This window comes from Streptomyces crystallinus (assembly GCF_039521265.1).
Lineage (GTDB): Bacteria > Actinomycetota > Actinomycetes > Streptomycetales > Streptomycetaceae > Streptomyces > Streptomyces crystallinus.
The window spans coordinates 44,431-63,609 of sequence record NZ_BAAACA010000004.1 but is presented as its reverse complement, the minus strand read 5'-3'; the positions used below and the strand labels follow the sequence as shown (position 1 = coordinate 63,609).

Below are 19,179 nucleotides of genomic sequence, written 5' to 3'. Positions count from 1 at the left end.
GGAGGTACAGGAGGCTTCCGTTGCAGAAGCCTCGGGAAGGCGCTTTATCGGCGCGAGCCGTCATCGCCCGCGATCTTGCGTGCAGAGTTTCCGGCATTGCCCTGGGGGGCGGTAGCGGCCATCTCGGCTGGATCGGCGGGCTTGTCAGCGCCGGAGGATCCGCCGCCGGAGATGGCAGAGGGGTAGGAGCCAATGAGCTCCTCCTGGTCCTCCAGCAGTGCGGGGAAGCGGTCGATCTCCTGGGGAGTAAAGCCCGCGCGCTCCCACAGCACTGCGGCAGGCACACCCAGGGAAAAGAGCTTCACCAAGGCATCCATGTGCTGTGCTTCGGAACGGTTCTCGACGTCGGCCCAGATGACAGACGCGTCAAAGGCACCGGCCCGAGGGTCCTGCTTGACCTTGAAGCAGAGGCGCATGACCTCGACCCAGGCCCGCCCGAAGTGGAGGATGCGTTCCTTGATCTTGGCGACCAGGCCGTATTCGGCGGCCTCGGCGCCTTCGCCCGTTGCGGGCTGTCCCGTGGAGTCGATCATCCAGTGCGGCAGGCGCGCGATGCTCGCGAGGTGCTTGGTGAGCAGGTCAATCAGGCTGCCGTAGTTCGACAGGTCAGCGGCCTGGAACTGTCCGAACTTGGCGTTCGGGTCCTCGGCCTGGAGGACCTTGTCGATAGCAACTCGGAAGGGCTCGATGGGGTTGCCGTCGGAGTCCTCGGCGATCTCCAGACCGGTGACGAAACGCGCCGGGAAGGCCGCCATTTCGGACGCCACCAGGGCATCCGTGATCGTCTTGTTGATCGCGTCCTGGAGGGGAATGATGGCCTTGAGGTCCGACTGTGCGGTACCTGTCAGGCGGAGCCGGTTGGAGATCGGCACGACAGGAACGACGCCCAGCGGGTTGGGTGCCTGCACAGGCTCAAGCCATCCGTGCTCGTCAGTCACCGAGGTGTAGAGGTACTCCGGGGTCCATAGGGTGACGTGTTGGCGCCCCCAGTCGTCCGTGAAGTACTTCGCCGCGGCGTCCAGCTCGGTTCGGCTGCCGGGCTTGTACTGCACCACTACGTTCTCTGCGGACTCGCAGGAGATGACGGGTTCGCCATCGAGGCCGGCCCACACAATGGCGTAGGACTCGCCGTGAATCATCGCGTCGAGGTGTGCCGCACTGGACTGCACGTCCATGTGATTGCGCTGCCAGATCGCGTGAGCGTCCTCGTCGGCATCTGGGTCCTTCGTCATGCGGAAGCCGATGACACGAAGGCGTTCGTTGACCGCGTCGATGATCAGGGCACAGAAGTTGTCGGACCAGGAGCGGAAGGTGTCACCGAAGGCGGTGTTGTAGATGGCCTGGGAGAACGGCATCACCTGCTGGTCACCCTCGTAGTACTCGGCATAGCGCCGGATCTGTGCGAGTTGTGAACCGTGCTTGCCCTGGAGGTAGTTGATCCAGTTCAGGGCCGTGGTGGGTGGAGAAGTGAAGTTACTGATCTTATCCAAAGCCGACTACGCGTCTCCTCTTTCGTGTCATTCGCCCGTCGGCTATCGCATCGGCCCGTGCCTCGAACGCCAAGATCGCGCACACGGCAAGGTCGATCTTGCGCTTCGACTTGGGGGAGTCCTTGCGGATGAGGACACCTTGGGGAACCTCGCGGGCCACAGCGTTCAGCATGTGGCGGGTCAGCTTGGTCTCGCCGGAGTGGCTGAGGTCCTTGGTGGTCACCGCGGTGCGGAATCGCTCAATCGCGTTGACCATGCGGCTGGGCTTATTGGTCCAGTACTCGAAGACCTTGTCATCGCCGTAAGCCAGTGCCCACCGGCCAATGGCTTCCTGCCAGTGCGGCGGATCGGCGTACATCCACTCAACCGAGTAGTCCTTGAAGGCTCGTTGTACGGCGGCCTCGACGGCTAGGACGTCGACCTCCCAGTCAGGGCCGGCGTTCTCTGGCTTCTCCCATACGCCGATGGTGAAGAGGCGTCCATCCCGCAGGCGAACCCCGACGATCCCGGTGGCATCGTGGAAGAGGCTTCCGTCGAAGCCGATTGCGATCTGATCGCCGGGGCGGATCGGATCATCGTTGGCAAAGCAGGCTTCCCACTCGGTCTTGCTCATCCATGAGTCGGCTGACTCCGCGATGTTGTTCAGGTAGAACCGGTAGTCGTGGGCGGGGTTGGTGCCGTACACGATGACGCTGACGAGTTGGTCGATCGGCGCCCACCAGGAGTCCCCGTAGGCCTCGACCAAACCCGCCCGTACCGCGTCCGGATCCTTCAGATCGATGCCGGGCGACGCCTCGCGGCAGTCGTAGAGGATCAGCGGGTTGCCGTTCAGCACCTTCTCGTGCGTGAGCTGGGCCACCGATGCCTCGTTGGGGTCGTAGGCGTTCGTCGTCTGGACGACCCGCGAGCCCTGCGACAGCGTCTTGTTGGTGTTGCGGCCCAGAGTCTCGAAGAACCCTGGACCCGCGTTGCTGTGCACCCAGTGGTGCGTCTCGTCAGCTACGACGAACGCGACGCGGCCCCGGCAAGCGGATTGCTCACCGGGGCCGCGCAAAGGTGGGCCTCGCCCCCTCATTGCCTCGGGTCGACGACGTAACGGGCGTGATCTTTCCAGGGCGATTGCCCTTGAACTGGATCATCGTCTTCGAGATGTCCAGGTCGTATTCACGCTCAGCCGGCGACTCGGAGAGCATGCCGCGGATCATGTCCATCGTCTGGGCCGTCTGGTCCAGGGATGTCGCTGCGAGCTGCACCAAGGGAAGGTGGACAGGCTTGCCCACCGGGATCAGCGTTCCATTCTTCGCAGTCTTGATCTGGCCCGTCCACCGGCATGGACCGATGAACTCAATGATCGCCAGAGCAGCAAGAAGGGGAGTCTTACCAAAGCCCTTGGCACGTCGAAGAGTTGCCTCGGTATAGACCCAGCCACCATCAGGCTTGAGGGCATAGAGCCAGAGAATTAAGTGGCGCTGCTCGGAAGTGAACCGCCATGGCGCTCCGGCATTCTCGCCATCTGGCTGGACAATGTAGCGCTCAGCCCAACCCAGGATGTGATGACCGAGGGTGAGGTCGGGCTCATGCGCGGGAAGATTTCCCGTCTGCGGCACAGCCCTCCCTCGATTTATTTATCCAATCAGGTCGTCCAGGACGTCATCACCGGTCGACTGTTCACTGTCCTTCTTCACCTTCATCCGCAGGCGTTGACGGTCGAGGACCGTGCCACCGAGAAGGGATTCTTGCTGCCGAAGTTCCGCATAGGCCTTGAGGTCTGCGCCTTCCATCTCGTAGATGCGCTGGACCAGAAGCACAAGGATTTTCAGGCGCTGAACGTCCGTGGGAAGGAACTGTTCAGCCTGTGCTGAATGGCGCCAGGTGTCCCACCACTCCCGTACTGCCGGAAGGTAGCGCTCGGCGTTGGGGAGCTCGGGGACGATGCTGGAACCGGCACCGGTGAGGGGTGCCTCCATGTGCTTGTTGCGGCGTACCGCGTTGGACTTCGGCGGCACACCCCTGCCAGCCATGCAGGCTCCTTTAAGTAAGATAAGTCAGTATCCGTAGCGGCCTCGGCGGGCCTCTCGCCGGGTCTTTTCCCGGTGGCATGTCCCGCAGCATGCTGCAAGGTTCAAGGGTGCTTCAGTTCCGCCGAAGGCGACAGGAACGATGTGATCCACCTCGTTCGCTCTCGCTCCGCAGAGGTAACAACGATGGGCGTCCCTGCGGAGAATGGCAAGGCGGACCCTGTTCCATCCCGTGGAACGAGATTGGTTCCGCTGAGACTTGTTGGCCCAAGGCTTTCTGTGATCCACGTACTTAGGCGCGTGCTCGGCGCATCCGCCGGCCTTGATTGCTATCCGCGGGCACCCGGACCGAAAGCAAGTCTGTCGAGCTCTGGGCAATGGAGTTCCTTAGGGGTTCGCCCCGGGTGAGACCAGACTGCACAGCCTCAATCGACGTGGTGGAATCTCACCCGGGGCAAGAAACCCCGCAAAGGTTCTCTACCTATCAAGGGAGCATCAACTTTGCGGGGAGTATTTTCAGTGACCTAAGAGAGAAGATATTTAAGTTCTTCTCACCGTGGAAGGTTCTTTTTTTTCTTATCTCTCATACTTGGAGGCGTGGTCACGAACGACTGTTCCGTACCTTGATGCAGTGTGACGCCCGTCACACTAGGGCAGGTTGCAAGACCGTGCACACTTAAGTAATGTTCTCGATGTCGCCGCCCCGAGAGGGCACAGACAGCCCCGGCTCACCCGGGATTGATAGCTGAAGAGCAACAACCCGAGGCCACCCCGAGAGCGTGGGAGGCCTCACCTGAACTTCCGACGCCAACCGTTGGCGTCCGGTCGGCAGGCGGCAAGGCTCGCCGCTCCAGGGACTTCTACCTCACCCGCCGGTTCGCCGGACGCCCAGTGCAGGCGCTTCATCGCACCGGTCGTGAGGGATGACGAAGCCTTGGGAACAGGGAAGCTTTGCCGCCGGCTCTACCCCACATCTGAGGGCTTTGCGGGTCTCCTCACTTGTACGAGTAGACGCGCTAGACCCTCAGTGCACTAACGAGGATCAAAATGAGCAACCGGCACCACAAGCGCGAGAAATGGCGTGAGAAACGCCGTGAGGGAAGGGAAGAATACAGAGTGTTCTCGTCCAGTAGACCCGCGCTCAGAAGTTCCCCGTCGGGATCACGTAGTACGTTCCAAGACTGGTCCGCCATAGGGATGGACGTCTACAAGGCAAATAACATGGCCTCCCAGTCCGCCAGGGAGGGGCTTGAATCACTTCGTGATTGAGGGTGAAGACTTCGCCCGAGCCGCATACAATGCTCTTGCGTTCACTCCAGCTCGATCAGTCGTTCCTGCGGCCCTCCTTCGCCTGAAGGATTCAGAAGGTTACTTCCTGGCCACGGACACCTATGCAATCGGACGCGCGAGCATCGGCCCCCTGGAAGGCTTCTCCTCGTCAGTCGAACTTGAGCTAGCAAGAACTGACCTTACGGAACTCGACAAAATCGGCCGGTCCTGTAAAGGCCAGCTCAGAGTCACCGTCAAAGACGACGGAGGGCTCATTGTGTCTGGAATGCAGATGAACGTGCAGGCAGCTATTTCGCCACGCTCCCTTGAGTACGACAAGGGCGTGTGGAAACTCTGTACGTCACTGCTGGAAAAGCTTGATCGTGAAGACGTAAATGTTCCTGAGCTCTTGGCTCTAGACCCCGGTCTCCTGTCCCGATTCGGGAAAATAAAGACCCCGAAGGGGACTAGTCCGATGCTGGACTTAAGGATCACGGCACACGATGAACCCATCCTCATCAAATGCGGTCCCCAGTTCACGGGGGCCCTAATGCCGGTCGATCGTGACGTAGCTGAAAAGTCTACCGCGAGAGGCGTAGACTTTCTGTGGTGAGGGAAGTGAGCATAACCAGCATGTATTTGATGAACGGAGCGCACTCATGGGTACTGGCAAGGATCTGCCCTCGGCCAAGGAACTATCGAACCTTCTAGCCAATGGAACGTTCAAAAACGTTCGAGAAGTAGCCGAGGCCTATGGTGTCAGCGAGACAATGATCCGGGGGCGAATTCTCGCTGAGCCCTCCTATGATGGCGTAGGGCGACCAGCCAAATTGCCAACCGCAGGAGAGATATTCGTACTCCTGGCGAAAAAGGTGTTCGAGAATCAGAAGGAGATCGCTGAGTACTACGGAGTGACAGAAGCCGCAGTCAGTATCCGGCTGGCTCCTTTCAAGGACCCCAAGATCGATTTCCGCTCTCTGATGCCCTGGAAGGTTGCGTCCAAGCACCGCGGTGGCCCACCAGGCAGAGCGCTGAGATTGCACTTGAGGGCACAACTCGAAAACCACGCGCTCACCGAAAAGAACGCGCAGCAGCATACTGCCTGGTTGGCAGATATGAAGAAGCTAGTCGTGTCCTACGACACCACTGAAGGTTGGTCGTACATCGAGAGGAAGCCGGAACACGGCAACCTCCTCATTGCGCTGCCCGAAAATCATGGGCTACCGCCGGAAACCATTGAGCTATATCGAATGGAGTGACATCGTCGTACGTGCAGCATGCAACGAGCCGCCCCCTCGGGAAGCGGCTCGTTGGCGTTTCGTAAGGTGGTGTGAAGTGCGCCAGCTCACACCGATCAACTCACGGCAAGCACAACGCGGTTGAGGGCGTTACAAGATGCGGACACTAATGTTTATTGACGAACCGTTAGCGAGTGCATAGGTTAACGGAGGGCCTTCGCCGGGGCGGGAGGAGGCCGTTGGATGCGCGAGGAACATCTCGCGAAATCCCTGCTACAGCGGGGAAAGGGGATAGATAGTAGTGGCAACACCGACCGCGGTTTTCTCTAACTATCGGTCATTGCTCGAAGGGGGACCCGAGGTAACTCGGATCATCGGGGGGATGACTGCCGTAGCCGGCATGGTTGTGCGCTTCAAGCACAGCAATGGCGATCACATTGTCCACTACCACTGCGAAAAGACTGACGGGCGCCAGCACCGAGCCCATTTTGACGCGATCCCCGAGGGGTATCAATTCCTTCGCACTGAACGGATCGACGGATTCGAGTATGCACCCGTCGGTGGAGGAGAAAGATTTGCCGACGTCTACCGGCACCCACAAGCCGCGTAGCCACAGCCAATATAACCGCTACGCCCAATGCGGCGAAGCCTACAGACTGGAGCGTATAGAAAGGCGCCCCAGCACCCCGGCCGGATGGTTCGTACAAGGCACCGCAGTACACAGCGGAGTCGAAGCGTATGAGCGGTCCGGCCGAACTCTTTCCCGAGCCCAAGCAGTGGCCTGCTATCAGCAAGCATGGGAGCAGGAACTCGCGGCCGGCCTGGCGAAGCAGAGCGACACGAGCCGGTGGATGACCGGTGGCTTCAAGTCCGGTGCAAAGGACCTGGCAGACCGGCGCGAGCTCGGTGAGCACCAGGTGCTCGACTACATCGACTACACCGAGCAGTCGGGAGAATCTATCTGGATCACCCCTGACGGGAAGCAGGCGATCGAGCTTGAATTCAACATCAAACTTGGCAATGTGCCAGTCCGGGGGTTCATCGACCAAGTTGTGACGACGCCCTATGGGCTGACAGTCCGCGACATCAAAACCGGCACCAAGATGCAGTCGTCAGCGCTCCAACTCGCACTTTACCGGCGAGCCGTCTGGGAGACCTACGCGGTTGACATCACCTGGGGCGACTTCTTCTCATGCGCACGAAAGGGGCGCTCGCCCAAACCAGGAGGGCCGACCGAACCCCACGATTTGACTCGAATCGATCAGCACTGGCTCGAAGCCCAATACGCCGCAATGGACGCTGCGGAGCGCAACAGTGTCTACCTCGCCAACCCCGGAGACCACTGCGTCACCTGTGGAGTCAGTCGCTTCTGCAAGGCGAAAGGAAACTAGGTGAACCATCCCGCCTTCACATGTACTTTCCGGCCGGCCCCCAATGTAGAGGTCGCCTTTCACGGCGAGACACCCATGACAGTCGGGCCGAACGTCGAAGCTTTTTCCATCGCGGCACCCCGATACGCCGACCTTCTCAACCAAGCCCAAGCCGCCTTCAACCTGGGTGAGCTTGGAGCCACCGTGATAGCGACCAGCAACCCCCGACAGTAAGGATTACTTTGCACGACGACACCAACGACTTTGCGCCGTCCGCACCGGTCGGCAAGACCTTCAAGTTCACCAACGTAGGCGACAACGTGAACGGCTACGTAGAAAACGTCTCCCAGCGGATCCCGCTCAACAAGTTCGGCACCGAACAGCAGGACACCGACCACAACGGCAATCCTCGGTGGCAGCGAATCATCACCCTGGCCACTCCCGAAGGCGGGGACACTGACGACGGCCTCCGCACGGTCTGGATGCCCGTAGGTTCTCAGATGGCTACCGCAATCGGGGACGCCATGAAGCGCGCAGGTGCGGCCACGGGTACCCCCGCCAGCGGTGCCTTTCTGAAACTCACCTTCGCGCGGACGCGCCCCTCGAAGTTCGGCAACCCAGCAAAGATCTACGTTGCCGAGTACACCCAGCCCACGAACGCGCAGAACAAGCCGCTGTCAGAGACCACGGCGAGCTCCTGGCCGACCAACGCCAATACGTGGGTGCCTCCGCAGGGCAACGCTCCAGCCGCTTGGCAGCAGTAGGGCCCTTCATTTTTCCCTAGTTTCTTAAGTGTGTACACGTGGGTGGGTGGCCAGTGCTGCATCTACGGCACTGGCCACCTGCCACGGGGAGGCCGCTCATACTCACGCTCTCGCAAGCACTCCATAAGCGGGGCTCGGCAGGCGAGCCCATCCCAACCACGCTCAAGGCCCTGCACGATCTAGGTGTCCACATCCGTCGCGGACAGCTCCACCTGATCGCAGCAGGTCCCGGCACCGGCAAGTCTGCCCTCGCTCTCAACGTCGCCATCAAGTCGGCAGTGCCAACGATGTACTTCAGTGCCGACAGCGATGCCTTCACGCAGTACGTCCGCAGTGCCGCGAACATCAGCGGCTGGACTACAGAGCAGGTCGAATCTGCCATTGAACAGGGGCGTACCGAGTCCTTCGATGCCGCCTTGGCCGGCCTCGATATTCGATGGTCTTTTGATGCCTCGCCCGACCTCGACGAGATCGAACAAAGCCTCATCGCCTACGCCATGATCTACGGCTGGCCCGCCCTCGTCATCATCGACAATGTCACCAACGTGGCCGCTCCTGAGATGGGAGAGGGGCACGCTGCACTAGATGAACTCTGCGCCTTCTTCCACGACTTGGCCCGCCGCATGGAGAGCGCGATCGTCCTCCTCCACCACGTCACCGGCCCCTACAACGACGGCGTCAACCCGATCCCGCTCAGCGGCATCAAGGGCCAGGTCGGCCGCGTGCCCGAAGTCATCCTCACCCTTCATCGGGGCGGCACGGAGTTCGAGGGCTACGACCTGCGGGTGTCCAACGTCAAGAACCGAGGCGGCAAGGCCGATGCCTCAGGCTTCACCTTCGCGCGCCTCCAGTGGCAGCCGGAAAGGATGCAAATCATTGGCTAACCCCAAACCCCGCAAGCTTACCCAGCCCAACGGGGCCGCAGTAAAAGCCAGAGGACGCAACTGGGAGAACGACCTCGTAAAAGTCTTCCGAAACCTCGGATATGAAGAGGCAAAGCGGAACGGAGCCATCTATGGATCTCACGACCGCGGCGACATTGGGAACGTTCCACTCACCGTACAGGCCAAGGCTGTCGACCGCGTCCAGCTCTGGAAGCACCTTGACGACTCACTCATGCAAGCGCAGAACAACGGCACGGGTGATGAAGCCTGCCTGATCTACAAGCGACACCTAGCCCCCGCCGAAGGAGCAGCGTGGGTATTCCCCGGAAGCTTCGCAACGCGACTCCTCAATGCCTACTACGCCGAGTGAAAAGCCCCCCATCGTCGCCGTATTGACGCACTACTTCCCCGACTGGGAGACGCCCCGACGGGACAACGGGACGTGGCAACCCTGCAAGTGCCCAACACCTGACCATGACGATTCCACCGCCAGCGCCTCAATCAACATCGACGAAAACGTCATCTACTGCCACGGCTGCGACTTCAGCCACGACAGTTGGAGCGTCATCATGGAAGAGGAAAGGCTTGACTTTTTCGCCGCCGTCGAAGCAGCGAATCGCCTATTTGGATCAGGCGGCAGCTACCTATCAAAACCAACTGGACGGCTCGCCCGCCGCCGAGTATTTGAAGAAGCGGGGCCTATCCCCGGACAGCGCTCGATCCTTTCGGCTCGGATACGTCGCAAACCCACTCTCGGGGCATGAACGCTACGCAGGCCTGCTAGCCATCCCCTACCTGAACCGGCAGGGCACTGTGGCCATCCGGTACAGGTGCATAGCTGATCACGACTGCAAGACCATCGAGAAGCACACCAAATACACCCGTGAACCCGGAGACGACGCCAAAGTCTTCAACATCCTCACCCTCACGCTCCCAGTGAACCGAATCGCCGTCTGTGAAGGGGAGATCGACACCATGACCGCATGGCAGGCCGGAATCCCGGCCATCGGCGTAGCGGGGGCACAGAACTGGAAACCCATCTTCAACCGGCTGATCCGTGGATACAGCGAGGTCGTTACTCTCGCAGACGGAGACGAAGCAGGCCTCAAGCTCGCTGACACAATCCGAGAGAAGAATGAGCACGCAACCACTCGACAAATGCCCACTGGGGCAGACGTGAATGACTACTACCGCGAAAGCGGTGCATCCGCACTACTTGAAATGGCGGGCTTCTGATCTTTGCACCAAGCAAGCGCTCGAAGCGAATCGTTCTCATATCGGACCTTCAGATGCCCCTTGAGAACAAGCGAGCCAACCGCAACCTCATCCGCTTCGTTCACGACTCGCAGCCGGACGAAGTCATCAACATCGGGGACATCAACGACTACACGGCGCCTGGCAGGTGGTCGGCCGGCCAGCGTGCTGAGTACGGCATGACCGTGCAGCAGGAAGCTGCATACACCCGCAGGCATCACATTGAGCCCCTGCGAGCCGGATACGACGGTCCGTACACCTTGCTCGGCTCTAACCACGGAGAACGCCCACAGAAGTACCTCGTCGACCGCGCACCCGCCCTGTACGACGAAGAGTCGTTCCGTGAGGACAAGCTCCTCCGCCTGGACGACTACGGCATGCGCTTCGAGCCCACGCGATACGACTTCGCACCCGGCTGGTCCGCCATCCACGGCCACGCGCGCGGCATCTCCCTTGCCCGCTACGCAGGCGGCACCGCCATCAACGCCGCTCGGAAGTACGGCCGTTCCATCGTCATGGGCCACACACACCGCGCAGGCATCATCTCCGAAACCACCGGCCCCGCAGGCACCAAGACCATTACCGGGGTCGAGCTCGGCCACCTCATGGACATCACCCAGGCCGCCTACCTCGGCCCCGAGCGACTCGCTAACTGGCAGAGCGCATTCGGCCTGTTCCACATCGACGGCACCACCGTCACACCCCACCTCATCCCCGTCAGCCGCACCGGCTCATTCCTCGTGGAGGGCGAACGCTACAAGTGACCCAGATCAACCCAGAGATCATCAACACCGCACGCAAGGCAGCTACACGCCTTGCCCGAGAAAACTCGTACTGCGAAGCCGACGACATCGAGCAGTACATCCTTCTCAAGTACTGGGAGAGCCGCAAGCGCTTCGAGGCATATGAGCCCCGGGCCCTCTACACCGTGTTCCAGAGCATCGGCGTCGAGCATTGCAAGGCCGAGCGCCTCCACTACACGTACAACACCGCTGAGTGGATCTACACCCCCAAGGAAGTCCGCAACGTCCTTCAGCACGCGTACTACTGCGAGGAGGCCCGCGAACTCATCCCCAACCGCAAGGAGGATCTCCTCCGAGTGCTCCACGACCCCAGCAGCATCGCCCTGAGCATCTGGGACATCGACGAAGCCATGAGCCGTCTGTCCGACGTGCACCAGGCGGCCATAGAACGGGCCTTCCTGCACGAAGAGAAGCCTCTGCACGGCAGCGCAGAGCAGAAGCAGCTCCAGCGGGCGATTGACCGCCTCACCGAGCGACTGAACAGCAAGACAGATCAGCGAGGCCGGGAAAGGGCCGCACACGGTTCGACCGGGCGGATGGGATCTGCCGCGGCGAGCGCAGCCGCGGACGCCACCTATCACGGTGCGGCCGGCGCCTCCATGGCCTATGTCATCAGCGAACGAATCGGAGCCTAACCACCATGTTCAACGTCATCCTCGCTACCTCCTGTGGAGCCGCGTTCGCGCTCACCGCTTGGACGTGCGGCTACATCACCCGCGTGCTCACTCACACCATCAGGAAGGACGACTGTGACTGCTGACTCTCTCGGGCCCATGCCCGACCCTGACGAGTTCGCCGCCTACCTGTTCGGCCTCGACGCCACGGGCCTTGCTGACACCCTCAAGGAAGAGGCGTTCAAGCGCGCAGCCGAGGGAGCTGAGACCGTCATCCGCTACGCCGAGATCGTGCGCCGGAGCGCCATTGACGCAGGGTTCACCATCCCTACCGCAGAGCGTATGGCTCTGGACTTCTGGGACGTAGCAAGCGGCCTCGGCGAAGAAGGGGCGTGAGCATGACTGAACAAACACTCGTGCCTGTTCCGGCCCACTACTGTCCCGGATGCATGACTTGGGGCAGCGAGGCTGAGGCAGTAGACACTACAACGCCAAATGGCAAGACAAGCATCTGTCGGCCCTGCCGCGAAGTTCTCGACAACCTCGGTTTTTCCGACTGACATTACTGATCTAATTCAAACCTACGTCTGGCCCGGGGTAACTAACGGTTGACTAAGGAAGAGTGGCTAGAACGCGAGCTAGCAAAGGCGCCTGAACGCGATGACACATGGCGCGCTCGGGTTATGAAGGTCTGGGGACTGAAGAAGACCTAACGCAAAGAGGCCCCCTCCCGATCGGGAGGGGGCCTCTTTGCGTGTTATTCAGCCCAGACAATCTCGATGAGATCCGGATCGAATCGCTTGCCGCGCCCTGCGGGATGAATGACGACAGCCCGGATGCTTTCCCTCAATCTCGTTCGCTTTTCTGACATAGTCAACTCGTCCCAGTCTGCAAGGGCATCTGTTGTCAGGAGATTCTGCCGCCTCTTACTTAGAGCTAGTTTGCTGCGGTGGGCAGTGAGGAGGCTTCTCTCCTTCTCCAGCTCCTCAATAGCATCGAGTGAGGCCGACATGCTAAGGCGACCTGCCTTGCGGCGCGCTGTAACTTCCGCAATCTCTTCGGCGATGCTCGTGAGTCGCGCATCGTGTACGGATTCGTCAACCTCATTATCCCTAGCCACGTCCTGGCCAAGGGACATCCGTGTTTCCTGAAGAAATGCTGTCTCCACGAGATCGTCGACCGGGGGGCCTACTCGCGAGACACCTCCGCAACCGCCGTGGTTCGACTGACATTGATAGCGGAACCCCCATTTTTCGTAGGCTCCGGTTCCCTTCGTATAGGGGTTACTCCACATCGGGGCCATGCACTTGCCGCACCGGGCGATGCCGGAGCACAGGTATTTGACGCTCGTGTCATGATCTATGCCGAGTTCATCGTGCTGGGCTTGTTTGCGGCGTCGTATCTCATCTACGGCGGGACGCCACTCGTCGGGACTGGCGACAGCTTGCCAGTCCCCTTTTACGGGGAGGCCGTCGACAATAACGAGAAAGTCGGGAAGCCACAGCCGTTTCTTTTGAAGGCGGCGCTCCGCCTCGGGCACGTAGAAGCGCAGCCCTGCAACTCTTGGGCTGATGAGCATGGCTTCAGCCGTGCTGTGTTCAACTTTCCGCGTGCCCTCACGGGATCGCTTGGTCTTGCGAGGCTCGTAACCGTATTCGCAGAGATCACGGCGGAAGTCCGCGACCCTGTACCCGCCGGGGATGGCGAGAAGCGCCTTGCGGATGAGTTGGGACTCTTCCGGATGGAGTGTGCGTCGATCCTCGTTCCAGCCGAAAGGACGGGGCCCACCATGCATTACGCCCTTCTGCGCAATCACTCGGTTCGTTCGCGTCACTCGGCGCTTGGTGTTGCCGATCTCAGCCGTTCCCATGGTCGCCTGCATAGCAAACATGGTGCGGCCCTCGACAGTGCTGAGGTCCACACCGCCCTCCACGCTGCGGCCTACGTAGTTGGGGTGCATCTCGAAGACGCGGTTGATGCGGGCGGCGTCATAGAGGAGGCGTGCGAGTCGGTCACTGTGCAGGAACAGCACGCCGTGGATGATCCCCGCTTCCATGTCGGACAGCAGAGCCTCGAAATCGTCGCGGACGACGAACGGATCGGATGCGACCGTGTTGTTGTCGCAGTAGTCGCGGACGATCTGGACGTTGCCCATCTCGGCCTCCATAACGCGTATGGCCCTGGCCTGCTCCTTGACTTGTTCCTCGACCTCGCGCCACGCCGACGGCCCCCTCTTGAGGGTCTTGTCTTCAGAGACTCGGCGGTACATGCCGACTGGAATCACGTGGTCCCCCTCTCAGCCTGCTCGTGCGGCCGTGCGGGCAGCATCGTTGCAGGTCACAGCCCTTCGACTGCCTTCAGGAGAGTCTACCGTGCACACTTAAGTAAGTCCCAAAAAAAGGGTTGCCAGGTGGTCTTCGGCCACGCGAAGACGATCTTCCACTTGCCCTCGTAGGTCTTGTGGTTGATCTGCTCGAACTCCTTGCCGCTCTCCAGCGACACGCAGGCGGTCAGGTCGAACTCGGGGAACTTGTCACCGACAGTGAGCACGCGCTCTCCTTGCGTTCGGGAAGGATCCCTTTTGGGGGCTTCCCTGGGGGTTGGACGGATTAGCGATGGTGTCACAGGAGGCATTGATCAGGGAAATAGCTAGACTCGGTCATCGTGATCGGAGGTGCTTATCAGTGGCTGGTAATAGGGGAGTGGCCGGAGAGGTCGGCAGTGGCGGAGCGGGTGGCAGTGGTGGAGCGGGGGGCCCGGTGAAGGCCGTGAGGCCGGTCGTGAAGCCCGTACGGCCCGTGAAGCAGCCGAGCCTGGCGCAGCTGCGGGCGTTCGCGGCCGTGGCTGAGCATCTGCACTTCCGGGACGCGGCGGCGGCGATCGGAATGAGCCAGCCCGCGCTGTCCGGGGCGGTCTCCGCGCTGGAGGAGGCGCTCGGGGTGCAGCTCCTGGAGCGCACCACGCGCCGGGTGCTCCTGTCGCCCGCCGGGGAACGGCTCGCGGTGCGGGCGAAGGCGGTGCTGGACGCGGTGGGGGCGCTGATCGAGGAGGCGGAGGCGGTACGGGCGCCGTTCACCGGGGTGCTGCGGCTCGGGGTGATTCCCACGGTGGCGCCGTATCTGCTGCCGACGGTGCTGCGCCTGGTGCACGAGCGGTATCCGGAGCTGGACCTCCAGGTCCACGAGGAGCAGACGTCCTCGCTCCTCGACGGCCTCGCGGCCGGGCGGCTCGACGTGCTGCTCCTCGCCGTCCCGCTGGGCGTCCCCGGCGTCCTCGAACTCCCGCTCTTCGACGAGGACTTCGTGCTCGTGATGCCGCGCGACCACTGGCTGGGCGGGCGGGAGGACGTGCCGCGCGAGGCCCTGCGCGAGCTGGACCTGCTGCTGCTCGACGAGGGCCACTGCCTGCGGGACCAGGCGCTGGACATCTGCCGGGAGGCGGGGCGGGAGGAGGGGGCGGCCGTGACCACGACTGCGGCGGGGCTGGCCACGCTGGTGCAGTTGGTGGCGGGTGGGTTGGGGGTGACGTTGCTGCCGCGAACGGCTGTACGGGTGGAGACGTCGCGCAACGACCGGCTGGTCACGGGGTACTTCGCGGAGCCCGCGCCTTCTCGGCGGGTGGCGTTGGTGGTGCGGGCGGGGGCTGCGCGGCAGGGGGAGTTCGAGGAGTTCGCGGGGGCGTTGCGGGGGGCGATGTCGGTGTTGCCCGTACGGGTGTGCCCCTCCCCGCCCCTTCCCTAAACCCTCCGGGGGCCCGGCCCGGGCGGGGCTGCGCTTTCGTCTGCGAGCCGGTGGCGGGCTGATCGCGCAGTTCCCCGCGCCCCTAAAAGCTCCGGGGCTGAGCTGCGTTCTCTGGCTGCCAGGGACTACCTAAGGGGCGCGGGGAACTGCGCGAGCAACCCACCACTCACCCGCAGACAAAGGCCGGGCACCTACTCCGTCCGCAGTCCGTCCGGCCGCATCAGCCTCCACAGCGGTGGCAAGGACAGGGCCGTCACCAGGACCACCACGCCCGCCCCGATCCCCACCATCGCCAGCACCGACGGCCAGTCGACGAGGATCGGATGGCCGACCATGCGGAGCAGGACCGCTCCGAGGCCGAGGCCGACCCCCGTGGCCAGGGTGAGGCCCAGGGTGACCGGGACCGCCGTCTGCCACAGGACCGACCAGCTCAGGGTCGTGCGGCGGGTGCCGAAGGCGACCAGGGACGACAGAAGGCGTTTGCGTTCGCGGAGTTGCTCCAGCATGGAGACCAGCAGGCTCGTGCCGATCAGCATCAGGACCGCCGCCGCGCCGATGTACAGCCCCCGCCGCACCCCCGCGAACCTCGACGCGGTCTTCTGGTCGTTGAGCACCCGCGCCCGCGTGAACGGGTCGTCCGCCCACGCCGTGTTGAGCACCCGGTCGGCCACCAGCGCGTCGCCCGGCCGCGTCGTCACGTACGTCGTGTAGGAGACACGGGCCTTGCCGAACGCGCGGATCGCGCCCGGCGTGGCCAGCAGGCCACCCCGCTTCGTGCCGAGCGGATCCACCCGCGCCGGCACCGTGCGCGCCGAAAGCGGCACCGTGTACGGCGTCTGGGCGCGGCGGTCGGAGCTGCCGGGCGTCTCGAAGAACAGCTTCGCGCCGGGCACCGCGCCGTCCCCGCCGTAGTCGCCCCCGGTGGTGACGAACACGTCGCCGTCCTTGCAGGAGGGCAGTTCGCCCACCTCGCGCAGCGCCCGGCAGTCGCCGACCGCCATCTCGACGTACTTCTCGTCGTCCGGGTTCCGCGCGTCGGTGCGCAGCCCGACGTTGCCGAGCGTCGTCGTGCCCGTCACCCCCGGCACCGCCTTCACGTTCTCCTCGCGGCGCCGCTGTTCGGCCTGGGACAGGTTCGTGGGCATCGGGACCACCATCTGGGCCCGGCCCGTGTCCTCGCCGCTGGCGGTCACATAGTCGCCCTCGATGCCGCTGAAGAGCATCTGGAGCGCGATCGCCCCGGCCACCGCCACCGCGATGCCGTTCACCAGCCGGGCCGCCGCGCCCGAGTTCACCTGGAGGCGGCGGACCGCCAGCTGCCAGCCCACCCCGCCCCCGCCGAGCCGCCGCACCACCGTCTCGATCAGCCACGGCAGCAGCGCCGTCACGCCGATGAGGAGCAGGACCGTACCGCCGATCACCTGGCCCTGGTTGTAGAAGCCCTGGTCGCGGCCCTTGTCGAACATCGGGACGAGCAGGCCGAGACCGACCACCGGCAGCAGCAGCCGCCACCACAGTCGCCTCGGGCGCGGCACCGACGTCCGTACGACACCCAGCGGTTCGATCACCACACCGCGCAGCGCGAACAGCGTCACCCCGACCGCCGCCGCCGGCACCGCCACGCCCACCAGCAGGGCCAGGCCCGGGCTGGGGTCGAGGTCGGCGGGGAAGACGTTGAGGCGGGCGATGGTGACCTCGCCGATGTACTGGCGGGCGATCAGGAAGAACACCGTGCCCAGTACGAGTCCCAGGACCGAGCCCGCCAGCGCCTCGCCCGCCGCGATCCAGCGGGTCATCCGGCTGTCCGCGCCCACCAGGCGCAGCGCCGCGAGCCGTTTGTCGCGCCGGTCGCCGCCGAACCGTACGGCCGCCGCGATGAAGACCGCGACCGGCAGCAGCAGCACCACGAAGATGATCACGATGAGCAGGGCGAGGATCGGGTCGATCGGCTCGGAGGGCTTCTTCTGAGGGAAGGACTTGAGCCGCTCGATGTCGACGCGCTCCGCGTTGAGCGCCTGCCGGCCCTTGAGCTGGTCGCTGCCCGCGTAGTAGACGAGCTCGTGCGGGCCCAGCAGACCGGCGTCGGCGACGGTACCGGTGATCTTGTACGGGACGCGCTCGCGCAGCAGTTTGCCCTTGGGCGAGTTCAGCAGGTCGCGCAGGTCGGGCGAGACCACCATCGTGCCGGGCGCGGGCGGGCCGGAGAGCCCCGGCGGCACCGGCGCTCGGTCGCCCTCCGGCTGGAGCAGCCGGCCGCGGATGTCCTCGCCGTCGAAGACCGTGTCGGTACGGGCGATCAGCAGGGTGTCGGCGGCCGCGGGTATCTGGTCCCCGGCGCCGTAGTCGTTGCGGGCGTTGTCGCGTGCGTCCCGCGCCGAGAGCGCGCCCGGCAGCGCGGTGGTGGCGAGCAGCAGGGCCACACCGAGGCCGACGCCGACCGCCGTCATCAGCGTGCGCGTCCACCCCTCACGGCCTCCGGTGAGCGCGAACCTGGCGCCCAGGGCGAGATCCCGCAGGCGGTTCATACGGAGTGCTCCAGCATCATGTCGCGGGACTTGCCGTCGCGTACGACGATCTCCCGGTCGGAGTAGGCGGCGACCCGGGCCTCGTGGGTGACCAGGACGACGGCCGCGTTGGCGGACCGGGCGGCCTCGGTGAGCAGCTGCATCACGCGCTCGCCGTTGAGCGAGTCGAGCGCGCCGGTCGGCTCGTCCGCGAAGACCACCCGCGGCGAGGTCACCAGCGAGCGGGCGACCGCCACGCGCTGGCCCTGGCCGCCGGAGACCTCGCCGGGCCGCTTGCCGCCCAGGTCGTCGACCTCCAGGCGCTCCATCCAGCTCAGCGCGGTGCGCTCGGCCTCCTTGCGCCGCACCCCGGTCAGCCGCAGCGGCAGCGCCACGTTCTCCACGCAGGTCAGCTCGGGCACCAGCTGGCCGAACTGGAAGACGAAGCCGAACTCGCTGCGGCGCAGCGCGCTGCGCTCCGCGTCCTTCATCGACGACAGCTCGCGGCCGTCGTAGACGATGGAGCCGGAGTCGGGCGTGACGATCCCGGCCAGGCAGTGCAGCAGCGTCGACTTGCCCGAGCCGGAGGGGCCCATGACGGCGACGACCTCGCCGGGGTGGATGGAGAACTCGGCGCCGTCGAGCGCGGGCGTGGGCCCGTACGACTTGCGCAGGTCCTTGGCGAACAGCAGGGAGCCGGCGGGCGTCATGCGCGTACCTCCGTGGCGAGCTGGTCGAGGCGGGCGGCGGTCAGCTCCAGCCAGCGCAGGTCCGCCTCCAGATGGAACAGGGCGTGGTCGCAGATCAGCTGGTCGGAGAGGTCGCCGCGGCGCTTGCGGTCGGTGAGGATGCGCATCAGCCGCAGATGCTCGGCGCGCTGGGTGTCGAGCAGGTCCCCGGCGCTGCGGCCGGTGAGCAGGGCGAGGACGACCTTGGTGTAGAGCGTCGACTGGAGGTACGGCTCGGGCTTCTCCGGCTGCTTGAGCCAGGCCTCGACATCGGTGATGCCGGCCTCGGTGATCGCGTACCGCTTGCGCTCGGGGCCGCCGCCGGCCTCCACGCCGTCGACCTCCACGAGGCCGTTCTTCAGCAGGCGCGACATGGTCGAGTAGACCTGCCCGTAGTGCAGCGGGCGGTCGTGCCCGAACTTCTCGTCGAAGGCGCGCTTGAGGTCGTACCCATGGCGCGGGCCCGACTCGAGGAGTCCGAGGAGAGTGTGGCCGATGGACAT

20 protein-coding genes and 2 pseudogenes are annotated in these 19,179 nt (G+C 63.7%); 12 read left to right on the top strand and 10 right to left on the bottom strand.

Annotated elements, in window-relative coordinates; translation table 11 throughout:
- Positions 1-44: 44 nt before the first annotated feature.
- From ABD236_RS02295 to ABD236_RS34980, 5 genes are read right to left on the bottom strand one after another with little or no spacing between them, the layout of a single operon-like run.
- Positions 45-1,490: a phage portal protein gene (locus tag ABD236_RS02295; RefSeq protein WP_344069328.1), complete on the bottom strand. Its 1,446-nt coding sequence runs from the start codon at positions 1,488-1,490 to the stop codon at positions 45-47.
- Positions 1,483-2,469: a hypothetical protein gene (locus ABD236_RS02290; protein WP_344069325.1), complete on the bottom strand. Its 987-nt coding sequence runs from the start codon at positions 2,467-2,469 to the stop codon at positions 1,483-1,485. The genes ABD236_RS02295 and ABD236_RS02290 overlap by 8 nt, the downstream gene beginning before the upstream one ends.
- Before the next feature lie 58 nt (positions 2,470-2,527).
- Positions 2,528-3,097, bottom strand: a complete 570-nt coding sequence (locus ABD236_RS02285; RefSeq protein ID WP_344069322.1) for a hypothetical protein — start codon at positions 3,095-3,097, stop codon at positions 2,528-2,530.
- An 18-nt stretch (positions 3,098-3,115) separates the two neighbouring features.
- Entirely contained in the window at positions 3,116-3,511 is a 396-nt protein-coding gene (locus ABD236_RS02280; RefSeq protein WP_344069319.1) for a phage terminase small subunit, read from the bottom strand.
- A 24-nt stretch (positions 3,512-3,535) separates the two neighbouring features.
- Complete coding sequence (locus ABD236_RS34980; RefSeq protein WP_425543803.1) at positions 3,536-3,796, bottom strand: HNH endonuclease; 261 nt, start codon at positions 3,794-3,796, stop codon at positions 3,536-3,538.
- Between the two features lie 961 nt (positions 3,797-4,757).
- Here ABD236_RS34980 and ABD236_RS02275 point away from each other — a divergent pair.
- From ABD236_RS02275 to ABD236_RS02230, 11 genes and pseudogenes are all read left to right on the top strand, one after another.
- The gene (locus ABD236_RS02275) at positions 4,758-5,390 is read left to right on the top strand and encodes a hypothetical protein (protein WP_344069316.1); all 633 of its coding nucleotides are present in this window, start codon (positions 4,758-4,760) and stop codon (positions 5,388-5,390) included.
- A gap of 46 nt (positions 5,391-5,436) precedes the next feature.
- Positions 5,437-6,036, top strand: a complete 600-nt coding sequence (locus tag ABD236_RS02270; protein WP_344069313.1) for a hypothetical protein — start codon at positions 5,437-5,439, stop codon at positions 6,034-6,036.
- A gap of 539 nt (positions 6,037-6,575) precedes the next feature.
- Complete coding sequence (locus ABD236_RS02265; RefSeq protein WP_344069310.1) at positions 6,576-7,406, top strand: RecB family exonuclease; 831 nt, start codon at positions 6,576-6,578, stop codon at positions 7,404-7,406.
- A gap of 221 nt (positions 7,407-7,627) precedes the next feature.
- Entirely contained in the window at positions 7,628-8,149 is a 522-nt protein-coding gene (locus ABD236_RS02260) for a hypothetical protein (protein ID WP_344069307.1), read from the top strand.
- A 53-nt stretch (positions 8,150-8,202) separates the two neighbouring features.
- Positions 8,203-9,033, top strand: coding sequence for an AAA family ATPase (locus tag ABD236_RS02255; protein WP_344069304.1), 831 nt, complete (start codon positions 8,203-8,205; stop codon positions 9,031-9,033).
- Complete coding sequence (locus ABD236_RS02250; RefSeq protein WP_344069301.1) at positions 9,026-9,403, top strand: hypothetical protein; 378 nt, start codon at positions 9,026-9,028, stop codon at positions 9,401-9,403. The genes ABD236_RS02255 and ABD236_RS02250 overlap by 8 nt, the downstream gene beginning before the upstream one ends.
- Positions 9,384-9,593: pseudogene (locus ABD236_RS34975) on the top strand (hypothetical protein); the annotation flags it as partial. The gene ABD236_RS02250 and the pseudogene ABD236_RS34975, both read left to right, overlap by 20 nt.
- A gap of 25 nt (positions 9,594-9,618) precedes the next feature.
- Complete coding sequence (locus ABD236_RS02245; RefSeq protein ID WP_344069298.1) at positions 9,619-10,269, top strand: toprim domain-containing protein; 651 nt, start codon at positions 9,619-9,621, stop codon at positions 10,267-10,269.
- Between the two features lie 53 nt (positions 10,270-10,322).
- Positions 10,323-11,051 carry a hypothetical protein gene (locus ABD236_RS02240; RefSeq protein WP_344069295.1) on the top strand — a complete coding sequence of 243 codons (729 nt, stop codon included), beginning with the start codon at positions 10,323-10,325 and terminating at the stop codon, positions 11,049-11,051.
- Positions 11,048-11,725, top strand: coding sequence for a hypothetical protein (locus tag ABD236_RS02235; protein ID WP_344069292.1), 678 nt, complete (start codon positions 11,048-11,050; stop codon positions 11,723-11,725). Before ABD236_RS02240 ends, ABD236_RS02235 begins: the two co-directional genes overlap by 4 nt.
- Before the next feature lie 138 nt (positions 11,726-11,863).
- Positions 11,864-12,100, top strand: coding sequence for a hypothetical protein (locus ABD236_RS02230; protein ID WP_344069289.1), 237 nt, complete (start codon positions 11,864-11,866; stop codon positions 12,098-12,100).
- A gap of 361 nt (positions 12,101-12,461) precedes the next feature.
- Here ABD236_RS02230 and ABD236_RS02225 read toward each other — a convergent pair whose 3' ends face one another.
- Together ABD236_RS02225 and ABD236_RS02220 are read right to left on the bottom strand one after the other, a co-directional pair.
- Positions 12,462-13,988 (bottom strand): recombinase family protein, encoded by a 1,527-nt coding sequence (locus ABD236_RS02225; protein WP_344069286.1) that lies wholly within the window; start codon positions 13,986-13,988, stop codon positions 12,462-12,464.
- Positions 13,989-14,119: 131 nt separating this feature from the next.
- A pseudogene (locus ABD236_RS02220) lies at positions 14,120-14,254 on the bottom strand (peroxiredoxin); the annotation flags it as partial.
- A 209-nt stretch (positions 14,255-14,463) separates the two neighbouring features.
- Between ABD236_RS02220 and ABD236_RS02215 the strand changes: the two are divergent.
- Positions 14,464-15,444, top strand: a complete 981-nt coding sequence (locus tag ABD236_RS02215) for a hydrogen peroxide-inducible genes activator (protein WP_344069283.1) — start codon at positions 14,464-14,466, stop codon at positions 15,442-15,444.
- A 191-nt stretch (positions 15,445-15,635) separates the two neighbouring features.
- Here the strand turns inward: ABD236_RS02215 and ABD236_RS02210 are convergent, their stop codons facing one another.
- The 3 genes from ABD236_RS02210 to ABD236_RS02200 are packed head-to-tail and all read right to left on the bottom strand — an operon-like array spanning position 15,636 to position 19,179.
- Positions 15,636-17,969, bottom strand: coding sequence for an ABC transporter permease (locus tag ABD236_RS02210; protein WP_344069280.1), 2,334 nt, complete (start codon positions 17,967-17,969; stop codon positions 15,636-15,638).
- Complete coding sequence (locus ABD236_RS02205; RefSeq protein WP_344069277.1) at positions 17,966-18,658, bottom strand: ABC transporter ATP-binding protein; 693 nt, start codon at positions 18,656-18,658, stop codon at positions 17,966-17,968. The genes ABD236_RS02210 and ABD236_RS02205 overlap by 4 nt, the downstream gene beginning before the upstream one ends.
- A complete protein-coding gene (locus tag ABD236_RS02200; RefSeq protein WP_190089936.1) occupies positions 18,655-19,179 on the bottom strand; it encodes a PadR family transcriptional regulator in 525 nt (174 codons plus the stop codon). Before ABD236_RS02200 ends, ABD236_RS02205 begins: the two co-directional genes overlap by 4 nt.